The organism is Nonomuraea soli (genome assembly GCF_013761175.1).
In the GTDB taxonomy this organism is placed as follows: Bacteria; Actinomycetota; Actinomycetes; order Streptosporangiales; family Streptosporangiaceae; genus Nonomuraea; species Nonomuraea soli.
Genome location: NZ_JACDUR010000006.1, coordinates 115897 through 138269, shown reverse-complemented (window position 1 = coordinate 138269; position 22373 = coordinate 115897). Strand labels below are relative to the sequence as shown.

Here is a 22373-nt window from a genome sequence, read left to right as displayed (position 1 = left end):
TCACTGTCAGTGCAGTGAAACGTATGGCTCCCACAGAACAGCGAGCGCCGCCACGGCCGCGAGGGCCGTGAGCTGCGTGATCACTATGCCGTTGCGTCGACGCCGCCACGCAATCACCGCACTGACGATCAGGATTAGGGCCATGACTGCGTAGGAGCCGTAGGCGACAGTGGAGCGGAAGGTCATCTCCGCCTGCCACTGCCCAGGAGTGGCGTCTCCACCCGAGCAGAGCACAGTGGCACCGTCGCACAGCACGCCGCGGTTGCGTGCCCAGCCGATGGCGAACCCCGCGGCCAGGAGTAAACCCAAGTTCATGATCAGCACTGCGACGGTGGCAACAGCCCGCCCGCGTACGTCTGCACTTTTCACGGGCAAAGCCTAAGCCTCGCCGACCCGACGTGCTCGCCCTGGATGGCGTCGAAGCGGCTGTAATACCTGGTGATGTCGCGGCACCGACTCGCGGTAGGCGGTCACGCCGAGGCCTGGGTGCGACCGGGAGCCTTCTGCCGTCTCAACCACGTGCTTCGAGCCCATCCTGAGCTGCAGCGTCAGGTTGGAAAGGGCTCCCTGATCGCAACCTCTCGGGCATCACCGGATTCGGCGAAGACTAACCTGAGAGTGCGGTCAAACTGCCTCCAAAGCCTTGACATGAGGAGCTCTTGACGATGGGCAGCTCGCCAGTGCAGCAGGAGGAGTCCGCGCGCCAGGCCGCTGCGGTGATGCGCCTACGCCGGCAGGGGCAGACGTTCGAGGCGATCGGCGAGCAGCTCGGCATCAGACGGCAGCGGGCCCACCAGATCTACTGGAAGACGCTGAAGGACATCCCCGGCCAGGAGGTAACCGCCTATCGGGCGGCGCAGGCCGAGCGGCTGGACGAGATGCTGAGGGCCGCGTACGAGGTGCTGGGGTGAGCACGTCACCGTCTCGCAGGGCAAGGTCGTGCGGATGGGCTGGCCGTACATCAACGACGAGGGCCAGGGCGAGGTGGTGCGAGACGACGGCCCCACGCTGACGGCGATCAAGACGATCCTCGCCATCGAAGAGCGGCGGGCGAAGCTGCTCGGCCTGGACACCCCGATCAAGCAAATCGTGGGAGGCGAGGTCGAGGTGACCTACAACTTCGAAGGTGTCAGCTTGGGTGACCTTCAATAGTTCATCCCACCGAAGCGCGCCGATCGGCAGCCTGAGGGGTGACCTAAGCGCAGTGCGGCAGTGAGCGGGTCGTAGCCAGCTCGGATTTGACTGTCCACCCAATGCTCTCCATCAGTTCAGTAGCGTCCTTGTCGAGAGGAGAGGCCTCAAGTGCTGCGCTGGAGATGTCCGGGACGGCCCACAGGCGGCCATCGAGCGGGTTGAGGACCGCCGTGTGAGAAATGATCTCGACCTCTTGCCTGCTCGGTCGGTCAGCTGGGTCGGGATAGATGGCTTCGTATGGCGGTATCCGAAGGGTCACCTCAGCGCACGGCGGGATTACGAATCCGGACGCGTCGCTTTTCGGCGGCGGAGTGCTGGAGCCAGACGTGGGGGTGACCTCGGTCTCTGCATAGAGCCTCACCAGGACCGGGATCAAGTTGTAGTTGACGACGGTGATGTCACCACCGAACACCATCGCCTGCCCAGGCTCGCCGTTGATGATCACGCGCCGAATAAAAGTCTGACGGGCGAGGAGCTCTGATGCTGACTGCTGCCGCCGGGCGTCGGTGTGTTGTTGCTCGCTGATCCTCAGGGCGTTGAGCGAGATAATCAGTGCGGGGATAGACATGAACCCGGCAACGACGCTGGTAAGCGCTGCCCACCACTGCACGTTCCAGCGGACGTCGCGCATTCGGCGCCTGGGCTGTGGTCGTGGGCGTGCAGCGAGTCGAGTGACTGCGCGGGGGTACGCCTCACGTGAGCGTAGCCGGGGTGATCGCGAGTTGCGTGGGCTCATGGCTGGTTATCGCCAGACAGTCGGCTCTGTAACGTCCCGCCTCAGGTCGCCAGCGCTAATAATTCGAACGGGTGTGCGATATGACGCTATGATGAGCGGCCATGAAGGACCAGTCCAAAATCCGCGTCTTGCCTGATCAGGGCCTCGGGCGGGATGCCGCGATCGGGCAGGTCGTCGAGTACGAAGTCGACGCCCAGGGCGCGGAACTCCGCGCCCTGGTGACGTGGACGGAGATCGCCTCGTATCGCCACTCCCGGACCGCTCAGAGGACCCAGTGGCTGCCCGTCGACCAGACCGAGCAGATCGACGGGCAGGTCTACGACGGCGTCACACGCACCGTCGTGGTGGACCAGCCGCCACCCGGTGCACCAGCCGATGCGCCCCGAGACTGGCCCGCCGGCGTCCCAGCTCCGTCCGCCTCCGGCTGAAAGCGGACCGCGATCCTCTGGCTGTTCGAGCAGCTGCCGCCCGGCTACCGCTCCCACCGGATCCTGCGCGACCATCCCGTGGCGCTTCTCCAGATGGCGCACTCCCATCTGCGGCTCGTCTACACGGAGGTCGTGCGCGGCTACCAGATGTCGGCGGTCCAGCTGAAGGGCGAGCTCCCGCCGCACGCCGTCCGCGAGGTGGACGAGACGTACAGCCGGCGGGAGCGAGAGCGGATCATCCGCTGCGGCCTGGCCGTCGACGCGATCGAGCGCGTTTGGCAGTAGAACCTGGCTCACGCGACTGCGTGACCAACGTCCTGCTGCGACTGGCGGTGCCACCGACGATGGTCAAACAGATCCCTCGCGCTCGGCGGTGTTCGCCACCTAGCATTGCGGTGCGCCCCGAGCAAACCGCAAGGAGAATAAGCGTGAGCAGCTCGGTAACGTCCGGAATGGTGGACCACTATGTGGGCCTGATGCGAGATGGTAACCGCGTCGATCCCTACTTCGGCGACGCGATGGCATGGATGGTGGTCCGGGGCCGGCACCATCGCCTCACGATCGCCGATGTGGCAGAGCGCCTCGGCGCCGATCCCGGCAAGATCACCCCTTGCTTACCGGTGAACATGGAGCCGGATCCGGGGCATGTAGCGCTCGGCCAGCGCGAGGAGAATGTGATCGTCTGGGCTCGAAACGGCTGGTTCCCGCCTGAAACGCTGGCTCGCGTGTCGCTCGATGCTCAAGCCTGGGGGTTCTACTGGCTGGTCAACAATGCCAACTGTCTCTTCTACGCTGCCGACGGGGACATCGTCACCGAGTTGAACACTCTGCATCCCACTCCCGCGGAATGTTGGGGCCGAGACCCGCGTGCGCTCGACGACCATCTCGGTGCGCTCTGGTCTCTCCATAAACACAGGCAGGACTATGCCGACGACGATGAGGAGGATGACGAGGAAGATCCCGGCGTTCCTGCACGCCACGGCATCCCCTTTCACTCCTACTCCCACGACCCGGACTGGGAGACTGGCCTGGCAACCGTGGAAGCGCTCACCGGCGTACGACTCGACATCGACTGGCTCACCAGCGAGCAAGCTTCGGCCTACGCCCCCGGCAGCCTCGGCTAAAGGTACAGATTCGGATGCGAGACCACAGCGCCTGACCCGACGCATCGAGGAGTCGACTGGCATGCGCGTCGTGACTGCAGAGGGACTGGCGGCTGGCTCGCTCAGGCGGCATATCGCGTGGGGGCGGCAGTCATGACGGCGATCGCAGCGCGGTGGTAACAGGCGTACCGGCTGCACCTGCCCGGCCGGGCAGGTGCGTGCCCGAGGTTGAGGAACGGCGGCCTGGGTGCCAGAGCAGCTGGCGAGGGCGACGGCGGCGAGCATGGGCAGGACGGGGCAAATCTCCGCACAGGAACTCCGAGTGAGAGCTTATGCGCAAAGAGAGATGCCCTGGGCCTCACGGTCGTTCACGCCAAGGAGTTCCTGGGACTCCAGCCAAGGCGAGCACCGGCCGCTGCCGAACCGCGTAAGCCGAGACGACTACGCTCCGCAGCCCGGCCAGGCTGCGGAGCGTTTCATGATCGTGCGCATCTCGTGCGCAAACCCTCGCGATGACCGGAATGGGACCTGGGGGGTTCCCGGTGTTGCAGGTGTTGCAGACCCCCAGGTCAGAGCCTCGCCCTAGCTCGCGACCAGCAGCGCCACGCACTCGACGTGATGCGTCATCGGAAACGCGTCGAAAGCCCGCAGATCCGCCAGCGCATACCCCCGCTCGTCGAACCAGGCGAGGTCGCGCGCCAGCGTCGCCGGGTCGCACGACACGTACACGACCCGCGACGCCCGCAGCCCCGCGATCCGGTCGACGACCTCGCGCCCCAGCCCTGAGCGCGGCGGGTCGACGACGACGAGGTCGGCCCGCTCGATCTCGAACCGGTCGAGCGCCTCCTCGACGCGGCCCCGCTCGACCTGGGCCTGGGGCAGGTCGCGCAGGTTGCGCCTGGCGTCTCGTACGGCGGTGGCGTCGGTCTCGATGCCGAGCACCGCGCCGTCGGGCCCGACGGCCTCGGCGAGCGCGGCGGTGAAGAGGCCGACCCCGCAGTACAGGTCGAGGGCCCACTCCCCCGGCTCCGGCGCGCCGTACGTCATGACGGCGTCGAGGAGCGTCTCGGCGGCGCCCGGGTGGACCTGCCAGAACCCGCTGCCGGTCACCTGGAACTCGCGGTCGCCGACCCGCTCGTGCAGCAGGCCCGAGCCGTGGCGGGGTTCGGTGCGGCCCTTGCCCTGGTCGACGAGGATGGAGGCGTCGAGTGCGGGCACCGCGACCGTGCGGCGCGGCTTGGGGCGGACGACGACGGCGTGGTCGCCGCCCGAGGAGGCGATGACCTCGACTCCGGCGGCGCCCCTGAAGGTGTGGGCCAGGACGCCGACGGCCTCGACCTCGGGGTGGGCGATCAGGCAGGCGTCGATCGGCTCGACGTCGTGGGAGCGGTGCCTGCGCAGGCCGAGCGTGCCGTCGGGCTGGGCGGCGAACTGCACGCGGGTGCGCCAGCCGAGGCCGTCGGGCGCGCCGGGCACCTCCTCGACGAGGACCTTCCTGGTGATGCCGGCGAGGCGTTGCAGTTGCTCCTCCACGACGGCGGCCTTGAGGTCGCGCTGGGCGGGGAGGGAGGCGTGCTGCCAGTCGCAGCCGCCGCAGCGGCCGGGCCCGGCGAAGGGGCAGGGCGGGACGACGCGGTCGGGTGAGGCGTCGAGGATCTCGACGGCGTCCGCGCGCAGGAAGCGGGTGGTCTCCTCGGTGATCTTCGCGATGACGCGCTCGCCGGGGAGCGCGTGCCGTACGAAGACGACCCGTCCGTCGTGGCGCGCCACGCACCAGCCTCCGTGGGCGACCGGGCCGACGGTCAGTTCGAGATCCATCGTTCCAGCTTAGGGCTTGGGAGCACGCCGTACGGCCCCGGGGGCGAAGGGCTCGCGGCGTCCGCGCAGGCGGTCGGAGGAGTGCAGCTGCCACGGCACGCTGATGACCATGACGCCCGGCTTGAACAGCAGGCGGGCCTTCAGGCGCAGGGCGCTCTGGTTGTGGAGCAGGTGCTCCCACCAGTGGCCGACCACGTATTCGGGGATGTACACGGCCACCACGTCGCGGGGCGAACGTTTGCGCAGGTTCTTGACGTAGTCGAGGATCGGCTGGGTGATCTCGCGGTACGGCGAGTCGAGCGTCTTGAGCGGCACCGGGATCCCCAGCCTGTCCCATTCGGCGCTCAGCTCGTTGGTGCCCTCGGAGTTGACGGTGACGGCCTCCAGCACCGAGGGCCGGGCGGCGCGGGCGTAGGCCAGGGCGCGCATGGTGGGCTTGTGGACCTTCGAGACGAGCACGATGGCGTGGGTGCGCGAGGGCAGCATGGCCGGGTCGTAGTCGTCGTCGAGCTGCAGTTCCTTGGCCACGTTGTCGTAGTGGCGCCTGATGCCCTTCATCATCAGGAAGAGCACCGGCATCGCCAGGCAGACGATCCAGGCGCCGACCATGAACTTGGTGAGCAGCACGACGACCAGCACCACGCCGGTCATGACGGCGCCGAAGGCGTTGATCACCCGCGAGCGCTGCATCTGGAAGCGCACGCGCGGATCGGTCTCGGTCTTCAGGTGGCGTGTCCAGTGCAGGACCATGCCGGTCTGGCTGAGGGTGAACGACACGAACACGCCCACGATGTACAGGTTCAGCAGCTTCGACACGTCGGCCTGGAAGCCCCACAACAGCAGGCAGGCCGCGGCGGCCAGGATGCCGATGCCGTTGGAGAAGGCCAGCCGGTCGCCGCGGGTGTGGAGCTGGCGCGGCAGGAACCGGTCCTGCGCCAGGATCGAGCCGAGCACCGGGAAGCCGTTGAAGGCGGTGTTGGCGGCCAGGAACAGGATGAGCGCCGTCACAACGGAGATGATCACGAACAGCAGGGAGCCGCCGCCGAAGACGGCGTCGGCCACCTGGGAGATGATCGGCTGCTGGTAGTAGCCGGGCCCGGCCAGCTGCCCGTCGATCAGGACGTCCTGCGCCGGATGCTCGGAGACCTTCACCCCCGACACCAGGCCGAGCGAGATGATGCCGCCGAACATGGTGACCGAGACCAGGCCCATCATGAGCAGCGTGGTGGCGGCGTTCCTCGATTTGGGCTTGCGGAAGGCGGGCACGCCGTTGCTGATCGCCTCGACACCGGTCAGCGCCGCACAGCCGGAGGAGAAGGCGCGCAGGATGAGGAAGGCGGCGGCGAACGAGGTCAGGTTCGTCTGCTCGGCGATGATCTCGTAGTCGGCGGTCGGCGCGCGCAGCTCCTCGCCGAGCGCGAGGTACTTGAAGGCGCCCCAGCCGACCATGCCGAGCACCGCGATCATGAAGGCGTAGGTGGGGACGGCGAAGGCGACGCCGGACTCGCGGATGCCGCGCAGGTTGACCACGGTGAGCAGGACGACGATCACGATGGCGACGGTCGGCTTGTGCTGGGCGACGTACGGGATGGTCGCGCCCACGTAGTCGACGCCGTTGGCGACCGACACCGCGACGGTCAGCACGTAGTCGACCATCAGCGCGCTGGCCACGGTGAGCCCGGCGTTGCGCCCGAGGTTGACGGTGGCCACCTCGTAGTCGCCGCCGCCGCTGGGGTAGGCGTGCACGTTCTGCCGGTAGGAGGCCACCACGGTCAGCATGACCACGACGACGGCCATCGCGACCCACGGGCTGTAGTGGTAGAACGAGACGCCCGCCAGCGACAGGATGACCAGGATCTCCTGCGGCGCGTACGCCACGGAGGAGAGGGCGTCACTGGCGAAGACGGGCAACGCGATACGTTTGGGGAGCAGCTGCTCGTGAAGCTGCCCACTCCGGAGGGCGCGCCCGACGAGCACGCGCTTCACAAGGTCGGTTACCTTCGCCACGTAACCAGATGCTATTACGCTGAGTGAGAGGCAACCCGGTTGGGGATCATATGCACGTCGTGATTATGGGATGCGGGCGCGTCGGGTCGACCATCGCCCACATCCTCGAGGACAACGGCCACTCGGTCGCGATCATCGATCGGGATCCTCAGGCCTTTCGCCGCCTGCGCGCGGGTTTCCGCGGACGCAGGGTCACCGGCATCGGCTTCGACCGCCAGGTGCTGCAGGAGGCCGGCATCGAGTCGGCCGCCGCCTACGTGGCGGTGAGCAGCGGCGACAACTCCAACATCATCTCCGCGCGTGTCGCGCGCGAGACGTTCGGCGTCGACAATGTCGTGGCGCGCATCTACGACCCCCGCCGCGCCGAGGTCTACCAGCGCCTGGGCATCCCCACGGTGGCCACCGTGCGCTGGACCGCCGACCAGATCCTGCGCCGCATCCTGCCCGAGGGCGCCGAGCCGCTCTGGCGCGACCCGACCGGCCAGGTCCTGCTCGCCGAGGTCGCGATCAACCCGGCCTGGATCGGGACGAAGGTGACCGACGTGGAGGAGGCGGCAGGCGCCCGCGTGGCCTTCCTCAACCGCATGGGCGAGGCGCTGGTCACCAAGAGCGACACCGTGGTCCAGGAGGGCGACGTCCTGCACGTGATCGCCGACGAGAACGACATGGACCGGATCAACAAGGTGCTTGCCGCCGTACCCGAGGAGAGTCACTGATGCGCGTCGCGATCGCCGGTGCGGGGGCCGTCGGCCGCTCCATCGCCGCCGAACTCCTGGAGAACGGCCACGAGGTCCTGCTCATCGACATCGACCCCAAGGCCATCAAGATCGACACGGTGCCGCGCGCCGAATGGCTGCTCGCCGACGCGTGCGAGATCTCCTCGCTCGACGAGGCCGGGCTGTCGTCGTGCCATGTCGTCGTCGCCTCCTCCGGCGACGACAAGGTCAACCTCGTCGTGTCACTGCTGGCCAAGACCGAGTACGGCGTGCCGCGCGTGGTGGCGCGCATCAACCACCCGTCGAACGAGTGGCTGTTCAACGAATCATGGGGGGTCGACGTCGCCGTGTCGACGCCGCGCCTGCTCAGCGCCCTCGTCGAGGAGGCCGTCTCCGTCGGCGACCTGGTGCGGCTGATGACCTTCCGCCAGGGTCAGGCCAACCTCGTCGAGCTCACCCTGCCCGAGGACGCCCCCGTCGTCGGCCAGCGCGCCGGGTCGGTGCCGTGGCCGACCGACTCCGCCCTCGTGGCGATCCTGCGCGAGGGACGCGTGCTCGTGCCGTCGGCCGACGATCCCCTGGAGGCCGGCGACGAGCTGCTGTTCGTCGCCTCACAGGAGGTCGAGGAGGAGCTCGGGCAGCTGCTCGCCCCCCACTAGACCCCGGCCGAGGTACGGCGGGCGGCCCAGATCATCCACAGCACCGTCAGGAACCACGAGATCGCCACCACCTCGGGTTTGAGATGGTTGGCCTGCGCCATGGCCGCCAGTGTGAAGCCCACGGCGGCCGTGCCGAGGGCGGCCGCCGGAGGCTTCGCGATCATCCACGCCCTCGCCGCCACCGCGCCCGACCAGGCGGCCAGCAGGATGTGGGAGGTGGGGGCGGTGGGCTGCGCGCCGAGCCAGTCGGTGACGGACGCCTGCAGCGCCACCAGCGGGAGCAGGCGCAGGGCCCACTCGGCGACGCGGTTGCCCGACAGCAGGTCGCCGCGCACGCACAGGGCCACCAGGGTGAGGCCGGTGGTCATGACGGCGGTGGCCAGGAGGGGGCTGAAGGCGACGCCGTCGACGGACAGCTGCCGTAGGAGGCGGGGCAGGCTGTAGCCGGCCAGGCCGACGAGGGTGAGCGCGGCGCCGACGCCCGCCAGCGGCGCCCGCCACGTGCCGGTGTCGCGCGGGGCGAGCCCGTCGGGCGCGCCGTGCTCGAGATCGGCGCCGAGGTGGTGGGTGAAGGGCCCGGCGTCGTCGTCGTGGTGCGAGGAGCCGGAGTGCCGGCGCCGGTCCTCGTGAACCCCGGACCCGCGCTCGTGAACCCCCGACCCGCGCTCGTGAACCCCCGACCCGCGCTCGTGAACCCCCGACCCGCGCTCGTGAACCCCGGACCCGTGGCCGTGGACGTCGGGTGTCTGGTCGGAGGGGGCCTGGTCGGCGGGGGCCCGGCGCATGTCCGCCCCACGAGCCTCCCACCCGGTGCCGGTGCGGTGCGGCGCCGAGGTACGGCCAGCGGTGGAGTGGTCGACGGCGGGCGACCGGAACCACCCCGACGACGAGGTCCCCAGCCCGCCCCGAGCCTCCGCCTCGTCCGCGAGCCGTACGAGGTCGGCCAGCGCCCGCGACCCCGTCACCTCCGGATGCCCCCCGGCCCGCACCAGCGCCGCACGGGCGGTGCTGAAGTCCATGCGCTCCCCCGGATCCTTGGCCATCAGCCCGGCGATGACCCCCCGCAGCCGGTCGGCACGTTCCATGGGCCGCGGCTCCGACATCAGGATCGACGCCAGCACCGCCACCGGCGTGGGCCCGCGGTAGGGAGGGTCGCCCTCGACGGCGGTGTACAGGGTCGCCCCCAGCGCCCACAGGTCGGACGCGGCCGTGGCGGGGCGTCCTTCGAGCCGTTCGGGCGCCATGAAGGCGGGAGAGCCCAGCAGCATCCCGGTCCCGGTAATGGTGGGCGAGTCGGCGACGTGGGCGACGCCGAAGTCGGTCAGCACGACGCCGCCGTCGTCGAGCAGCAGCACGTTGCCGGGTTTCACGTCGCGGTGGGTGATGCCGACGGCGTGGGCGGCGTGGAGGGCGTCGAGGAGCTTGACCCCGATCTCGACGGCGACGTCCTCGGTGAGCGGCCCCCACCGGTCGACGACCTCGTGCAGGGATTCCGCGGGCAGCAGCTCCATGACGATCCAGGGCGAGCCCTCGTGCATCACCACGTCGTGGATGGTGATCACGCCGGGGTGGCGCAGCCTGGCCGCGGAGCGGGCTTCGCGCAGGACGCGGGTGAAGGCCTGTTCGCGTTCTTTGGCGGCCACCCAGTCGGGCAGCAGGACCTGTTTGAGGGCGACGGCCCGGTCGAGCACCTCGTCGTGGGCGCTCCAGACCACGCCCATGCCACCCCGCCCGAGCTCCTCGGACAGCCGGTAGCGTCCGCCGACGGAGGGAGGGGTGGATTCGGGCACGTGGCGAGCGTACCCGCTAGGCGGCGGGGCTGCTCACGGGAGTGCGACCGCGGGCGAGCACCCAGCCCATCGCGGCGAAGGAGGCGATCTGGAGCGGCCAGCCCATGGCGTATTTGAGCCCGAGCTGGGCGACGACCCATTCCTGGGAGAGCAGGCCCATCTTGATCGCCGCGTAGAGCGGCACCTGTACGGCGAGGCGGACCAGGTTGGGCGCCATGAGCAGCCAGGTGAGCTTGGTGCACAGCTTGACGATGCCGGGGTCCTTGCGCCAGCTGAGGGGGTCTTCCGCCATGGTGCCGACGAGGAAGCCCATGACGGGCCAGCGCGTGATGATCGAGATGAACATCACGACCGCGTAGGCGGCGTTGATGATGAGTCCGGGCAGCGCGATGTCGGCGGCGTTGCCGCTCTTGGCCACGAAGACGGCCGCGATGGCGATGCCGAAGGCGCTGTTGAGGACGAACTGCACGGTGGAGCGCTGCAGCACCCGGACGATCAGGAGCGCCACCACGACCGCGCCGCTGATGTAGAGGGAGAGTTTGAGTTCCTCGGTGATCAGCCAGGCGAGCGTGAAGGTGAGGGTCGGGATGGCGGCCTCGATGACGCCTCGCTTGCCGCCCAGGGCCTTGCCCAGCTGGCGGCGGACGGCGGCCTCGACGGTCTCGACCGCCTCCGGCTCGGCCGCGGGGCTGACGCGCTCTTCGTCTCCGGGCGCGTTCGCCTCGGCGCGAGTTTCGCTCATGTAGCTCCTCCGGGGCGCAGTTCGTAGCGCGGGTTGAACATCACCTTGCGGCCGTCCTGCACGCTCACCAGGCCCTCCGCTTTCACGATCCGTCCCGGCTCGATGCCCGCGATCTTGCGGCGCCCGAGCCAGACGAGGTCGATGACGTCGGAACCATCGTAGAGCTCAGCTTCCAGAGCGGGGGCTCCGCCACGAGGACGCAGCGTCACCGTTCGTAGCGTACCGGCGACGCAGAAGCGCCGGCGGTTGCTGCACGAAACGATGGGGGTCGCCCCGGTGTTCTCTGCGTCCTCACGCAGCTCCTGCGCCTCCAGCTCGGACTGGCTTGAGGCCAGGCGGTTGAAGAAGGCGCGGAGACCGCGTTTCGGAGGCTCTGCCGTACTCGTCATGATGACTCAGCTTAAGCGAAGTTTTGTCAACGGATTTCGCTGATTTCCGGACCTCGGGTGAACGGATCGAGGCCAGGCTCCTCTTCCTCGGCCTGCTGGGCGGCGCGTTCGTTGGGACGGCGCAGCGGGATGGTCTCCTCCTTGGCCATCGGCTCCTGGCCGCGGACCACGACGACGTCGCGCAGATACGCCTCGAACGGCTCGGCCAGGCTCGCGTCGGTCGCGGCGGGACCGCTGACGACGGCCATCAGCAGCCAGCGCGGCCCCTCGACGCCGATGTGCCTGGTGTCCCTGGTCTGCCCATCCGACTGGACGCGACCGGCGATCTCGGGGCCGAACGGGCCGTCACTGTGCTCGGCCGAGGTCAGCTGACCGGCGACCTTGGTCCTGACCTCCTCCCACAGCCCGCCCGACTTGGGCGCGGCCAGCGCCTGCAGCTGCAGCGAGCTGTCGCCCTGGATGGCGATGACGCCGACCAGCTGGTCGCCCATGACGGCCAGGCGCAGCTCGAAGTCGCTGGACGGCGGTACTCGCAGCCCTCCCAGGTCGATGCGCTCGGTGGCCGGATGCGGCTCGTCGGAGTCCCATGGACCCGATGCGCGCATCTCGGCGGCCTCGGCCGAGGCCTCTTGCGTCTGCTCCCGCCTGCGGCGTCGGAACACTGTCGTTCACTCCCTCACTAGCGTCCTGTGGACCCGTGCCCACCGGTACCGCGTGCCGAACCGGGAAGCGCCTCCACCTCGGCGAAGACCACCCGCTCGACCTTCTGGACGACGAGCTGGGCGATGCGGTCGCCCCGGCCGAGCCGTACCGGCTCCTTGGCGTCGGTGTTCAGCAGGATGACCATGATCTCGCCCCGGTAGCCCGCGTCGATCGTGCCGGGGGCGTTCACGACGGTGATCCCGTGCTTGGCCGCCAGGCCCGAGCGCGGGTGCACGAAGGCCGCGTAGCCGTCGGGCAGGGCGATCGACAGGCCCGTGCGCACGATGGCGCGCTCGCCCGGCTGCAGTTCGACGTCCTCTGCCGTGTGCAGGTCGGCGCCGGCGTCGCCCGGGTGGGAGTACGACGGCAGGGGCAGCTCGGGGTCGAGCCGCTGGATCAACACCTCAATGCTCACGGATTCACCTCGAAGTCGTGGTGCTCGGCGGCGATGGCGGCCACGTCGCCGTGTTTGGCGAAGTGGTCCATCCGCACTTCGATGAACAACGCCGCCGCGCTGACGGCGACCGGGCCGTCGGGGCCGCCGATGCGCCCCTCAGCCTCAAGGTACGCCTTTCTGCCGGAGATTCCGGTGCACCAGGCGCGCAAGTGGAGTGTCGTCCCGACGGGGACCGGCGTCCTGAAGTCGGTCTCGAGGCGGCCGGTGACGTAGGGACGCTGGAAGAGCCAGATCGACATGCCGATGACCTCGTCCATCGCCGCCGCCAGCACGCCGCCGTGGGCCAGTCCTGGCGCGCCCTGGTGGGCCTCGCCGACCACGAACTCGGCCTCCACGCTGGAGCCGTCGGTGGTGCGGGCGTTGAGGTGCAGCCCGGTCGGGTGGTCGGTGCCGCAGCCGAAGCACCTGCTGTAGTGGGAGCCGAGCGCGGTCGGCTCCGTCAGGAGCGGCTTGGGGGCCTCGGCGTCCGGCGGCGGGGTGGTGAGGGAAGAGCGGGTCACGACGGACGAGGTTACTCCTCCGGCGCGGCCTCCTTCTCGGGGGTTGCCGCTACCTCCGGAGGTGGTGGCAGAGCGGGTGGTTCGTGCCTCAGCTCGGGAAGTGCCCGATAGATCACCGCGGCGATGGGGACGGCCACGGCGGCGCCGGCGATGCCCGCCAGGATGCCGCCGACGGCCAGCACGAGGATGATGGCCAGCGGATGGAAGTTGAGCGCCCTGCCGACGATCAGGGGCTGGAGCACGTGGTTCTCCAGCTGCTGCTCGACGATCAGGATGATCAGGAAGACCAGCGCCTTCCACGGCTCGGTGGAGCCCAGCGTGACCAGCGTGGCCACGGTGCCGGCGAAGAAGATGCCGACGATGGGGATGAAGCTGGACAGGAAGATCAGCACCGCCAGCGGCGCCCACAGCGGCACGCCGAGGCCCGCCAGGACGACGCCCATGACGAAGCCGTGCACGGCCGAGACGACGACCGTGCCCTGCACGTAGTGGGAGATCGTCACCCAGGCGACCTTGCCCGCCCGGTCGACGCGCGGCGCCATGCCGCCGAAGGCCTTGAGGAACCACGACCAGATGCGGTCGCCGTCCTTGAGCAGGAAGAAGGTGACGAACAGCAGCAGCACGATCGAGGCCAGCACCTCGATGGCGACCTGGCCGGCCGCCAGGGCCGTGCCGGCGATCGCCTGGCCCTGGTTGTTGAGCTCGGTGACGAGTGTCTGGAACCACTCGGTGATCTGCGTCTCCTGCAGGTGCAGCGGCCCCGTCTTGAGCCAGCCGCGCACGTTCTCGACCGTCTTGCTGACCTGCTCGGCCAGACGCGGGAACTCGTCGCTGGCGCGAGCCCCGACCAGCCAGCCGGTGCCGCCGATCACCGCGAGCGCGACCAGCATGGTCAGCCAGGTGGCGTAGATGGGCCGCAGGCCCATGCCGCGCAGCCAGCTGGTGAGGGGGTAGAGCAGGGCGGTCAGCAGCAGGGCGATGGCCACCGGCAGGGCCACGAAGCTGAGCCTGGCGACGACCTGCGAGAAGAAGTAGACGACGACGCCGACCACGATCACGCAGGCGCACCACGCCGCCGCTCTGGCGAGCGTGGGTGGGACGAGCTTCATCGGTCGGTCGGCACGCACGTGTTCAAGACTGTCACGTGATCGACCGTGACGCGCGCGGTTATCCCGTGGGCGGAAGATCAGGCCTGGGCAAGCTCACTTCCGCGTGTCACCGTCGTGATGTGCGGACGATTATTCTGGTCTCTACCCTGCTGTTCGGCTTACCCACCGCCTCCCACGGCGGTTCCGTCGGCCTGGAGGTGCTCTCCAGCGCCCCCGACCAGGTCACCGGCGGCGACGCGCTCATCTCGGTCGAGCGCGGGCCGCGACTGAAGGTCACCCGCAACGGCGACGACATCACCGCCCTCTTCGCGGACTCCGGCACCGCCCTGGTCGACGGGCTCAAGGTCGGAGAGAACACGATCACCGCCACGAACGGGCGAGCCCGCAGGTCGCTGCGGCTGGTCAACCACCCGGTCGGCGGGCCCGTCTTCTCGGGGCCGCAGCAGTACCCGTTCGTCTGCAAGACCGAGCGCAGCGGCCTCGGCCCGCCCGTCGTGGACAACCAGGACGGCCAGGGCTACCGCGTCGAGGGAGGCTGGAGCCGCGACTGCTTCGCGCCCCGCGTGACCGACCGGCTCTACCGCTCGACCGGCGGCCAGTTCAAGCCGATGCCCGCCACCAGGCCGGACGACATGTCGCAGACCACCCTGCTCGACGGCGCCACGGTCGACTTCGTCGTCACCCGCGAGCGCGGCGTCATCAACCGCTTCATCTACTCGCTCGCCGTCCTGGAGGGCCACTGGAACAAGCGGGCGATCTACCGCTTCGACGGCGGCGTGGCGATCGGCCACGACCAGGGCACGCTCGGCGGCAGCGCGCTCGACCCGTACGGCCTGGGCAAGGGCTACGCGATCCTGCACTCCTCGGGCACCCGCACCTCCACGCACTACAACCTGATCCTCGGCGGCGAGACGGCGCTGATGGTCAAGGAACGTTTCATCGAGCTGTACGGCAGGCCGCTGTACACCGTCGGCGTGGGCGGCAGCGGCGGCGGCATCCAGCAGTACATCTACGGCCAGAACCACGGCAGCCGGATCATCGACGCGGCCATCCCGCAGTACTCCTATCCCGACATGGTCACCCAGACCATCCACGTCGGCGACTGCGAGCTCCTCGAACGCTACATGGACCAGCACCCCGACAAGTGGGCGCAGTGGGACAGGCGCACCGCGCTCATCGGGATGAACGCCTCCGACACCGTGGCCAACCCCTACACGGGCAGGCCGGGCTCGACCGAGTGCGTCAAGGGCTGGCGCGGCCTGACCCCGCTGTCGATGAACCCGAAGTGGACCGACGACAACGATCCCGAGTGGGCGCGCATGGACCCGCCGGGCGTCAAGGACGCCGTGCACTGGACCCACTGGGAGGACGTCAAGAACGTCTACGGCGTCGGCCCCGACGGTTATGCCCGCTCCACCTGGGACAACGTCGGCGTGCAGTACGGGCTCAAGGCGCTCACCGACGGCGTGATCACTCCTGCGGAGTTCCTGGACCTCAACGCCACGGCCGGCTCCTGGAAGGAGGCGCGTGACATGGTCCAGGAGGGCTGTCCCTTCGTGCCGGGCGCCTGCCCGGCCGACTTCGACCCGTGGAGCGCCCGCAACGCCCACCAGGGCGACCCGGCGCCGCGCCGTACCGGGGATGCCGCGGCCATCCGTGCCGTACAGCGCAGCGGGCTGGTGTTCGGCGGCGACATCGACATCCCGATCATCGACTGGCGCCACTACCTGGAGGAGGAGCTGGACATGCACAACAGCCACCAGTCCTTCGCCTCCCGTCAGCGCATGCTGAACCATGACCGCGACGCCCGCAACCAGGTGATCTGGTTCACCGACGCGCGGCCAGGCGGGGCCCGCTTCGACCAGACGCCGGAGGCCCTGCAGGTGATCGACGAGTGGATGGCCGGCATCAGGGCCAACCCGCGCCGCGGCGTGGCGGGCAACAGGCCGGCGTCGGCCGTGGACCGCTGCTTCACCACCGACGGCGCGCAGATCGCCGCCGGACTCGGCGTGTGGGACGGCATCCTGGACAGGCGCGCGCCCGGCGCCTGCACGCGGGCCTTCCCGCTCTACTCCACGTCCCGCATCGTGGCGGGCGGCCCGATCGAGGGCGGCGTCTACGCGTGCAGACGCCAGCCGGTCGAGCGGGCCGTCGCCAGGGGGCTGTACGGCTCATGGCGGCCGTCGGCGCAGGAGCGGGCGCGGCTGAAGCAGATCTTCCCTACTGGGGTGTGTGATTACTGACGGGCAGCTCACGCATGGTGCGCATGGGCGAGGTGTAGATCCACAGGAAGGAGAGCGTCGCTCCGGCGGCGCAGATCCACAGGGTGTTGCGCACCCCGATCACCTCGCCCAGCACACCGCCGATGATGCCGCCGATCGGCATCGTGCCCCAGACCAGGAAGCGCATGGTGGCGTTCATCCTGCCCAGCAGGGGCTCGGGGGTGATCGCCTGGCGGAAGCTGAGCTGGGTGACGTTGTAGAGGACCACGCCGAGGCCGAACATGAACTCCTGGACGACCACCAGGCCCAGCCGCCAGTCGGCCTCGACGATCGGCAGCAGGAAGCCGAAGGGTGCGCTCAGGGCGGTCGACATCCAGATCGCCGGGCCCTGGCCGACCTTGGCGGCGAACTTGGAGGCCACCGCGGCGCCGACGAGCCCGCCCAGGCCGCCGACGGCGGTCAGCAGGCCGATCACGCCCGCGCTCAGCTCCAGGTCTCTGGCCAGAAGGAGGATGATCATCGGGTTGGCCATGGACCAGAACAGGTTGAAGGTGCCGGTGGAGCCCGCGATCCTGCGCAGCAGCCGGTGCCCGAGCACGAACCGCAGGCCCTCCATGATCTCCCGGCCCAGGTGGCGGTCCTCGGAGCGGGGCTGGCGTTGCTCGCGCTTGCGGATCGTGCCCAGGCACAGCGCCGACCACGCGAAGCCGACGACCGTGGTGAGCAGGGCGAAGGGCGCGGTGAGCCACTGGATCAGCCAGCCGCTCACCGGGGGGCCGCCGAGCTGGGAGACCGTGCGCACGACCTCCAGCGCCGAGTTGCCCCTGACCAGCTTGTCCCTGTCGAGCAGATAGGGCAGGTAGCTCTGGTAGGCCACGTCGAAGAAGACCGTGAAGAGACCCATGATCACGGCCACGGCGTAGAGGTGGCCCATCGTCAGCACGTCGAACCACCACGCGAGGGGCACGCTGGCCAGGGTCAGCGCACGTCCCCAGTCGGCCACGATCATCACGTTGCGCTTGCGCTGCCGGTCGACGATGGCCCCGGCGGGCAGGCCGATCAGCAGGAAGGCCGCCGTCTGCAGCGCGGCCAGCAGCCCGACCTCGAACTCCGAGGCGTTCAGTGACTGGACGGCGGCGAGGGGAATGGCGAGCACCAGCACCTGGGTGCCCAGCTGGCTGGCGGTGTCCGCCAGGAAAAGTCCCCGGAAATCGCGATCCTTGAGGATGCTCACGACACGAACGATCCCCGACTGGTTGGGAAATGTCAATCAGTCGGGGAATCGGGGTACGCTCAGAGGCGATGGGCACCAATCGCCGACCGGCCACCCCGGAGGAAGCGCGCGCGCTGGCCTCCGCCGTCCGCCTGCGCATCCTGCGGATGTGCCTCGACAACGCGCTGACCAACAAGGAGATCGCCGCCCGCCTGGAGGCCAATCCCGCCACCGTGCTCCACCATGTGCGAACCCTGGTCAACACCGGCTTTCTGGTGGCCGAGCCGTCTCGTCCCGGCCCGCGCGGCTCGGTGGAGATCCCCTACCGTGCCACCGGCAAGTCCTGGGAGATGGACGTCAGGGAGGCCGGCGTCCCGGGCGGCAGCGACGCCATGATCGACGCCTTCCTCCAGGAGATCAGGCTGGTGCCCGTCGAGGAGGCGATCTTGACCAGGCTGGGCCTGCGTCTCACGGAGGAGGAGCTGAAGGAGCTGATCGAGCGCATGGCGGCCCTGTTCGACGAGTACAAACAGCGCCCGGTCTCGCCCGAGGGCGTGCCCTACTCGGCGTTCTTCGCCCTCCACCGCGACGTCTCGCGCGAGCCCTGAACCACGACGTGCTGCCCGGCCTCGTGACACACCACGCGGTCGCAGCCCGCGGCCCGCAGCCAGTCGGCCAGTTGTGACGCCGTCGGCAGGCCGCCGCCCTGGGTGTGCCAGAGGTTGAGGTCGAATCCCGCGGCGAAGGCCCCGGCGCCCGCGCGGCTCTCCACGACGACCACCCGCTCCCCCGCGGCCGCCGCCCTGGCGACGATGTCCGCGGCCTGGCCCGCGGGGAAGCCGTGCAGCACGTTGCAGAGCAGCACCACGTCGTGGCCGGCGCCGAGGGGGTCGTGGCGCAGGTCTCCGACGCGCCACTCGATGCGCCGGTGCTCGTGGCGCACCGGCTGCGGCAGGTCGACGACGGTCGCGGTCAGCCCCGGGTGGGCCCGGCAGAAGGCGGCGCTGTACTCCCCGTGCCCTCCTCCGAGGTCGAGCAGGCGCAGCGGCCCCGCAGGCAGCTCGACCAGGGCCACCACCTGATCGGCCAGCCCGCTCGCCATGCCCTTCTGCAGCGCCTGGAACCTCGCCGACACCTCGGGACGGTCACCGAGCCAGGAGTAGAAGTCACCGCGCGGTTCATCCTTCCGTACGGCATGCGCCAGATCCGCCCAGAGCTCGCCCAGGATGGCCTGCCAGACGAGCGTCACGTCGAGCTGCGCGGTGCACCGGTAGCAGCCGTCGTCCGCCCGTTCCAGGTTGCCCGTGGCCTCCAGGAGTGCCAGCAGCCGCGTCAACCCCTCGCCGGGGACCCCCAGGTCGAGCGCGAGCCGCTCGGCGCTCCTGGGTTCGGCGGCCAGGGCGTCGAACAGGCCCAGCCTCGCCCCGGCGGCCACCGCCTGGAGGGCCATCGCGCCCACCAGGTCAGATTCGAGCGGCATCGCGAACTCCTTGTCGCAGTCTGAGGGCGGTGAAGAGGGCCAGCGCGGCGAGCAGCACGGCGTCGAGCAGCAGCACGAACGCGATGCCCCGGCCGGGACCGGTGCCGACGAGCGCGCCGAAGCTCCCGGCTAGCGCCCCGTCCGGCATGAGCAGCGGCCCGGTGACGAACTCCGCGAACGGCGCGGCCAGCAGGTAGGCCACCGGGGTGGTGGCGGTGCCCAGCGAGTTGGCCGTGCCGAGCACCCGCCCCAGGAGATCGCGGTCGACCGCGCTCTGCAGCACCGCCTGGGCGCACCCGTTGACGACGGGGAGCGTGAACAGGAACACCGCGGCGGCCGCGCCGACCAGCAGCGGTGAGGGCTGGAGCGTGTGCAGGAAGAGCGCGGCGCCGCCGATGCCCATGAACAGCGCCATGCCGCCGATCCGGTCGCGCGGGCCGCCCCAGGCGCCCATGGCCAGGCTGCCGCAGAACATGCCGGCGCCGCCCGCCAGCATCAGCACGCCCAGCACGTCGGCGTCGGCGAACGACAGGATCAGCGGCTGCACCAGGACGCCCGCCGTGGCGAAGGCGAAGTTGAAGCCCGACTGGACCAGCACCAGGCCCAGCAGTTGCGGCCGCGAACGCAGGTGGCGCCAGCCCTCGGAGAAGTGCCCGCGATCAGGGCTGGGCGCCTTGACCACCGAGTCGGGCAGCCGGACGACCAGCAGCGTCAGCACGGCGAAGGCGAAGGTGGCCAGGTCGATGAGGAGCACCCCGGCCAGGCCGACGCCGACCATCAGCGCCCCCGCCAGGACGGGCGCGGCGATCTGGGCCGCCCAGGCGACCTGCATGAGCCCGTTGGCCCTGGCCAGGTGGCGTTCGGGGACGAGCAGCGGCGTCATGGCCTGGTAGGTCGTCAGGTGCACCGCGGCGCAGGCGGCCGTGACCGCCGTGGCCACGCAGACGTGCCAGACCGCCAGCAGGTCCGCGCTCGCCAGCAGGGCCACGGCCAGCGTCGGGACGGCGGCCAGGCCGTCGGTGACCACGAGCACCACACGCCGGTCGAAGCGGTCGACCAGGACCCCGGCGACCGGTCCGACGAGAATGCCGGGCACCAGCCCGCACAGCAGGACCAGCGCGAACTGGGTGGGCGAGGAGGTGCTCTGGTACACCCACACGCCCAGCACGAACCCCGTCAGCGCGGAGCCGACGCCCGACAGCAACGAGGCCACCCAGACCACCGCGAAGCGGGTCACATCGCGGTTCATGCGCCGTACCTCGCGGGGATGCGGTCGCCGAACCGCTCGCGGTAGGCACGCTCGTGGACGGGGTCGTCACGCAGGAAGGGGAAGTCGCTGGCGACCATCTGCCTGATCGCCAGCAGCGGCACCGGGCTCGCCAGAGGCAGGAAGTCCTCGTTCCACAAGCCGGACTTGCCGGGCGGACCGGGATGGAACTCCCCGATCATCAGGCCGTCGGCGACGTAGTCGTCCTTGAGCAGGCGTTGCGCCTCGTCGATGACCTTCGTGTCGAGCAGGTCGGGGAAGAGCACCAGGACCGTGCGGAACTGCGGCGCCACGCCGTCGGGCGCCGCGAGCACGGCGAACCAGTCGCGGTAGCCCGCCAGGAACTGCGCCGCCTGCGCGGCCGTGGGCGTCCCGGGGCAGACGGCCATCAGGAAGGCGCCGCGGTCGAGCGAGGTCTGCACGTACGGGCAGACGGGCCCGTTGCGGCCCAGCTCGGGATGCGGGCGGCACAGGTATTCGCGGGCCCAGGCCACGATGCGGCGCAGCGCCTGGCCGTACTCGTGCCCCTGATCGAGGTCGCCGAGCTCCAGGAGCACGCGTGAGGGGTCAGCGGGATCGGTGAGCATGTCCGGTGTTCCTTCCGGCGAGCTTGGTCAGGGCGGCCAGGCCCAGCCCGGCCGTGACCGCAGCGGCGCCCCAGCGCAGGAAGGCCTCCTGCTTGCGGGCTCTGGCCAGCGCGTCGGCGTAGGGCGTGGTGGTGTGGGAGATCATCGTGTAGAGCGGCCGCCAGCGGCCGGGGAGCAGCCTGGCCAGCAGCAGGTCGGCCCGCTTGCGCGCGGCGTGCATCGGCGAGGCGACCCGCTGGCGCAGCTCGACGAAGTTCTCCCGCGACAGCTCGTCGAGCACGTCGGTGTGCGGCCTGCGGGCGGTCTCGAAGGCCGCGAACGAGTCGAGGGAGGCGTCGAGCAGCAGGCAGTCCTCGAGCGCCGAGTTCATGCCCTGGCCGTAGAAGGGGTAGACGGCGTGGCAGGCGTCACCGATGAGGACGACCTTGTTCTCGTGATGCCAGGGCGTGGTCCTGACGGAGACCAGGTGGCCGACGGGGTTGGCGGCGAACTCCTTGGCCAGGTCGGGCAGGAGCGGCAGCGCGTCGGGGAAACGGCCGGCGAAGAACGCCTCGGGATCGGTGATCGCCTCCAGCTCGTCGTAGGGCAGGAAGAGCGTGGCGGTGAGGGAGTTGTCGCGGTTGGGGTGGGCGACGATCAGCCCGTCGCCGCCCGGCCACACGTGCAGCGCCTCCAGGCGGAACCCCGGCGTCGCGATCATGGTCAGTTCCTTGTAGCCCCAGGGCAGGAACTCCTGGTGGTGGTCGGCGCGCAGGCCGCGGTGCAGGTGGGTGCGGATGGTGGAGAAGGCTCCGTCCGCGCCGACGACCGCGTCGCCGTGGATCCACTCGCCCTCCACCTGGACGGCGGGCGCCTGCCGGTCGAGGTCGGTGACGCGTCGTCCGAAGTGGAAGCGCGCGCCCAGGCCGTGCGCGTGGTCGATGAGCAGGGTGACCAGGTCGCGGCGGAGCACCGAGTGGAGGATCTCCTCGTCGTGCGTGCCGTACGGGTGGAAGGAGGTACGGCCCGCGGCGTGCACGACGCGGCCGCGCATCGGCACGGTCAGCGGGCGGACCCGGTCCATCAGCCCGGCGCGCTCCAGGGCGAGCACGCCTCGGGCCGACAGGCCGAGGTTGATCGATCGGCCCTCCTCGTCGTCGCCGCGGCGCGGATCGGGGCGGCGCTCGAAGACGTCGACCCGGTGCCCGCGCGCGGCCAGGTAGCAGGCGAGCAGGCTGCCCGCGGGTCCGGCGCCGGCGATCAGGTAACGCATCC

At 70.0% G+C, this 22373-nt stretch carries 25 protein-coding genes; 9 read left to right on the top strand and 16 right to left on the bottom strand.

The genetic code is table 11. The annotated features are described in order from the left end of the window. Nucleotides 1-6: 6 nt before the first annotated feature. The gene (locus HNR30_RS28875) at nucleotides 7-369 is read right to left on the bottom strand and encodes a hypothetical protein (RefSeq protein WP_181613214.1); all 363 of its coding nucleotides are present in this window, start codon (nucleotides 367-369) and stop codon (nucleotides 7-9) included. Between the two features lie 296 nt (nucleotides 370-665). Here HNR30_RS28875 and HNR30_RS28870 point away from each other — a divergent pair, with 296 nt between their 5' ends. Further along, nucleotides 666-911, top strand: a complete 246-nt coding sequence (locus HNR30_RS28870) for a hypothetical protein (protein WP_181613213.1) — start codon at nucleotides 666-668, stop codon at nucleotides 909-911. A gap of 34 nt (nucleotides 912-945) precedes the next feature. Then, nucleotides 946-1152 (top strand): hypothetical protein, encoded by a 207-nt coding sequence (locus HNR30_RS28865; RefSeq protein WP_181613212.1) that lies wholly within the window; start codon nucleotides 946-948, stop codon nucleotides 1150-1152. A gap of 43 nt (nucleotides 1153-1195) precedes the next feature. Here HNR30_RS28865 and HNR30_RS28860 read toward each other — a convergent pair whose 3' ends face one another. Then, entirely contained in the window at nucleotides 1196-1825 is a 630-nt protein-coding gene (locus tag HNR30_RS28860; RefSeq protein WP_181613211.1) for a hypothetical protein, read from the bottom strand. Nucleotides 1826-2031: 206 nt separating this feature from the next. On the opposite strand from HNR30_RS28860, the gene HNR30_RS28855 reads away from it, so the two are divergent. From HNR30_RS28855 to HNR30_RS28845, 3 genes are all read left to right on the top strand, one after another. Continuing rightward, entirely contained in the window at nucleotides 2032-2358 is a 327-nt protein-coding gene (locus HNR30_RS28855; protein WP_181613210.1) for a hypothetical protein, read from the top strand. Between the two features lie 78 nt (nucleotides 2359-2436). Continuing rightward, nucleotides 2437-2643 carry a hypothetical protein gene (locus HNR30_RS28850; protein ID WP_181613209.1) on the top strand — a complete coding sequence of 69 codons (207 nt, stop codon included), beginning with the start codon at nucleotides 2437-2439 and terminating at the stop codon, nucleotides 2641-2643. 143 nt (nucleotides 2644-2786) lie between these two features. Further along, the gene (locus tag HNR30_RS28845) at nucleotides 2787-3482 is read left to right on the top strand and encodes a hypothetical protein (protein WP_181613208.1); all 696 of its coding nucleotides are present in this window, start codon (nucleotides 2787-2789) and stop codon (nucleotides 3480-3482) included. Between the two features lie 561 nt (nucleotides 3483-4043). On the opposite strand, the gene HNR30_RS28840 is transcribed toward HNR30_RS28845, so the two are convergent. Together HNR30_RS28840 and HNR30_RS28835 are read right to left on the bottom strand one after the other, a co-directional pair. After that, the gene (locus HNR30_RS28840) at nucleotides 4044-5279 is read right to left on the bottom strand and encodes a class I SAM-dependent RNA methyltransferase (RefSeq protein ID WP_181613207.1); all 1236 of its coding nucleotides are present in this window, start codon (nucleotides 5277-5279) and stop codon (nucleotides 4044-4046) included. 9 nt (nucleotides 5280-5288) lie between these two features. Continuing rightward, nucleotides 5289-7286: an APC family permease gene (locus HNR30_RS28835; protein ID WP_181613206.1), complete on the bottom strand. Its 1998-nt coding sequence runs from the start codon at nucleotides 7284-7286 to the stop codon at nucleotides 5289-5291. A gap of 50 nt (nucleotides 7287-7336) precedes the next feature. Between HNR30_RS28835 and HNR30_RS28830 the strand changes: the two genes are divergently transcribed. Further along, nucleotides 7337-8002 carry a potassium channel family protein gene (locus HNR30_RS28830; protein ID WP_181613205.1) on the top strand — a complete coding sequence of 222 codons (666 nt, stop codon included), beginning with the start codon at nucleotides 7337-7339 and terminating at the stop codon, nucleotides 8000-8002. Then, nucleotides 8002-8661, top strand: coding sequence for a potassium channel family protein (locus HNR30_RS28825; protein ID WP_181613204.1), 660 nt, complete (start codon nucleotides 8002-8004; stop codon nucleotides 8659-8661). The genes HNR30_RS28830 and HNR30_RS28825 overlap by 1 nt, the downstream gene beginning before the upstream one ends. On the opposite strand, the gene HNR30_RS28820 is transcribed toward HNR30_RS28825, so the two are convergent. The 7 genes from HNR30_RS28820 to HNR30_RS28790 are packed head-to-tail and all read right to left on the bottom strand — an operon-like array spanning nucleotide 8658 to nucleotide 14368. After that, nucleotides 8658-10451, bottom strand: coding sequence for a serine/threonine-protein kinase (locus HNR30_RS28820; RefSeq protein ID WP_181613203.1), 1794 nt, complete (start codon nucleotides 10449-10451; stop codon nucleotides 8658-8660). The genes HNR30_RS28825 and HNR30_RS28820 overlap by 4 nt on opposite strands. A 16-nt stretch (nucleotides 10452-10467) precedes the next feature. Then, nucleotides 10468-11193: a DUF3159 domain-containing protein gene (locus HNR30_RS28815; RefSeq protein WP_181613202.1), complete on the bottom strand. Its 726-nt coding sequence runs from the start codon at nucleotides 11191-11193 to the stop codon at nucleotides 10468-10470. Next, nucleotides 11190-11582, bottom strand: coding sequence for an OB-fold nucleic acid binding domain-containing protein (locus HNR30_RS28810; protein WP_181613201.1), 393 nt, complete (start codon nucleotides 11580-11582; stop codon nucleotides 11190-11192). Before HNR30_RS28810 ends, HNR30_RS28815 begins: the two co-directional genes overlap by 4 nt. Nucleotides 11583-11608: 26 nt before the next feature. After that, nucleotides 11609-12244: a DUF3710 domain-containing protein gene (locus tag HNR30_RS28805; protein ID WP_312894708.1), complete on the bottom strand. Its 636-nt coding sequence runs from the start codon at nucleotides 12242-12244 to the stop codon at nucleotides 11609-11611. Between the two features lie 17 nt (nucleotides 12245-12261). Beyond that, the gene (gene dut, locus HNR30_RS28800) at nucleotides 12262-12699 is read right to left on the bottom strand and encodes a dUTP diphosphatase (protein ID WP_181613200.1); all 438 of its coding nucleotides are present in this window, start codon (nucleotides 12697-12699) and stop codon (nucleotides 12262-12264) included. Further along, the gene (locus tag HNR30_RS28795) at nucleotides 12696-13241 is read right to left on the bottom strand and encodes a PaaI family thioesterase (protein ID WP_181613199.1); all 546 of its coding nucleotides are present in this window, start codon (nucleotides 13239-13241) and stop codon (nucleotides 12696-12698) included. The genes dut and HNR30_RS28795 overlap by 4 nt, the downstream gene beginning before the upstream one ends. Nucleotides 13242-13252: 11 nt before the next feature. Further along, on the bottom strand, nucleotides 13253-14368 hold the full coding sequence (locus HNR30_RS28790; protein WP_312894707.1) for an AI-2E family transporter: 1116 nt from the start codon (nucleotides 14366-14368) through the stop codon (nucleotides 13253-13255). Nucleotides 14369-14469: 101 nt separating this feature from the next. On the opposite strand from HNR30_RS28790, the gene HNR30_RS28785 reads away from it, so the two are divergent. After that, entirely contained in the window at nucleotides 14470-16593 is a 2124-nt protein-coding gene (locus HNR30_RS28785) for a DUF6351 family protein (RefSeq protein ID WP_181613198.1), read from the top strand. Here HNR30_RS28785 and HNR30_RS28780 read toward each other — a convergent pair. Continuing rightward, a complete protein-coding gene (locus tag HNR30_RS28780; protein ID WP_312894705.1) occupies nucleotides 16571-17806 on the bottom strand; it encodes an MFS transporter in 1236 nt (411 codons plus the stop codon). The genes HNR30_RS28785 and HNR30_RS28780 overlap by 23 nt on opposite strands. Before the next feature lie 68 nt (nucleotides 17807-17874). Here HNR30_RS28780 and HNR30_RS28775 point away from each other — a divergent pair, with 68 nt between their 5' ends. Beyond that, nucleotides 17875-18393, top strand: coding sequence for an ArsR/SmtB family transcription factor (locus HNR30_RS28775; RefSeq protein WP_181613197.1), 519 nt, complete (start codon nucleotides 17875-17877; stop codon nucleotides 18391-18393). Here HNR30_RS28775 and HNR30_RS28770 read toward each other — a convergent pair. The 4 genes from HNR30_RS28770 to HNR30_RS28755 are packed head-to-tail and all read right to left on the bottom strand — an operon-like array spanning nucleotide 18345 to nucleotide 22371. After that, entirely contained in the window at nucleotides 18345-19265 is a 921-nt protein-coding gene (locus tag HNR30_RS28770) for a methyltransferase (protein WP_181613196.1), read from the bottom strand. The two genes, HNR30_RS28775 and HNR30_RS28770, sit on opposite strands and share 49 nt — an antisense overlap. Continuing rightward, entirely contained in the window at nucleotides 19249-20514 is a 1266-nt protein-coding gene (locus HNR30_RS28765; RefSeq protein WP_181613195.1) for an MFS transporter, read from the bottom strand. The genes HNR30_RS28770 and HNR30_RS28765 overlap by 17 nt, the downstream gene beginning before the upstream one ends. Beyond that, entirely contained in the window at nucleotides 20511-21119 is a 609-nt protein-coding gene (locus HNR30_RS28760; protein WP_181613194.1) for a DUF6875 domain-containing protein, read from the bottom strand. Before HNR30_RS28760 ends, HNR30_RS28765 begins: the two co-directional genes overlap by 4 nt. After that, the gene (locus HNR30_RS28755; RefSeq protein ID WP_181613193.1) at nucleotides 21100-22371 is read right to left on the bottom strand and encodes an FAD-dependent oxidoreductase; all 1272 of its coding nucleotides are present in this window, start codon (nucleotides 22369-22371) and stop codon (nucleotides 21100-21102) included. Before HNR30_RS28755 ends, HNR30_RS28760 begins: the two co-directional genes overlap by 20 nt. Nucleotides 22372-22373: the final 2 nt, after the last annotated feature.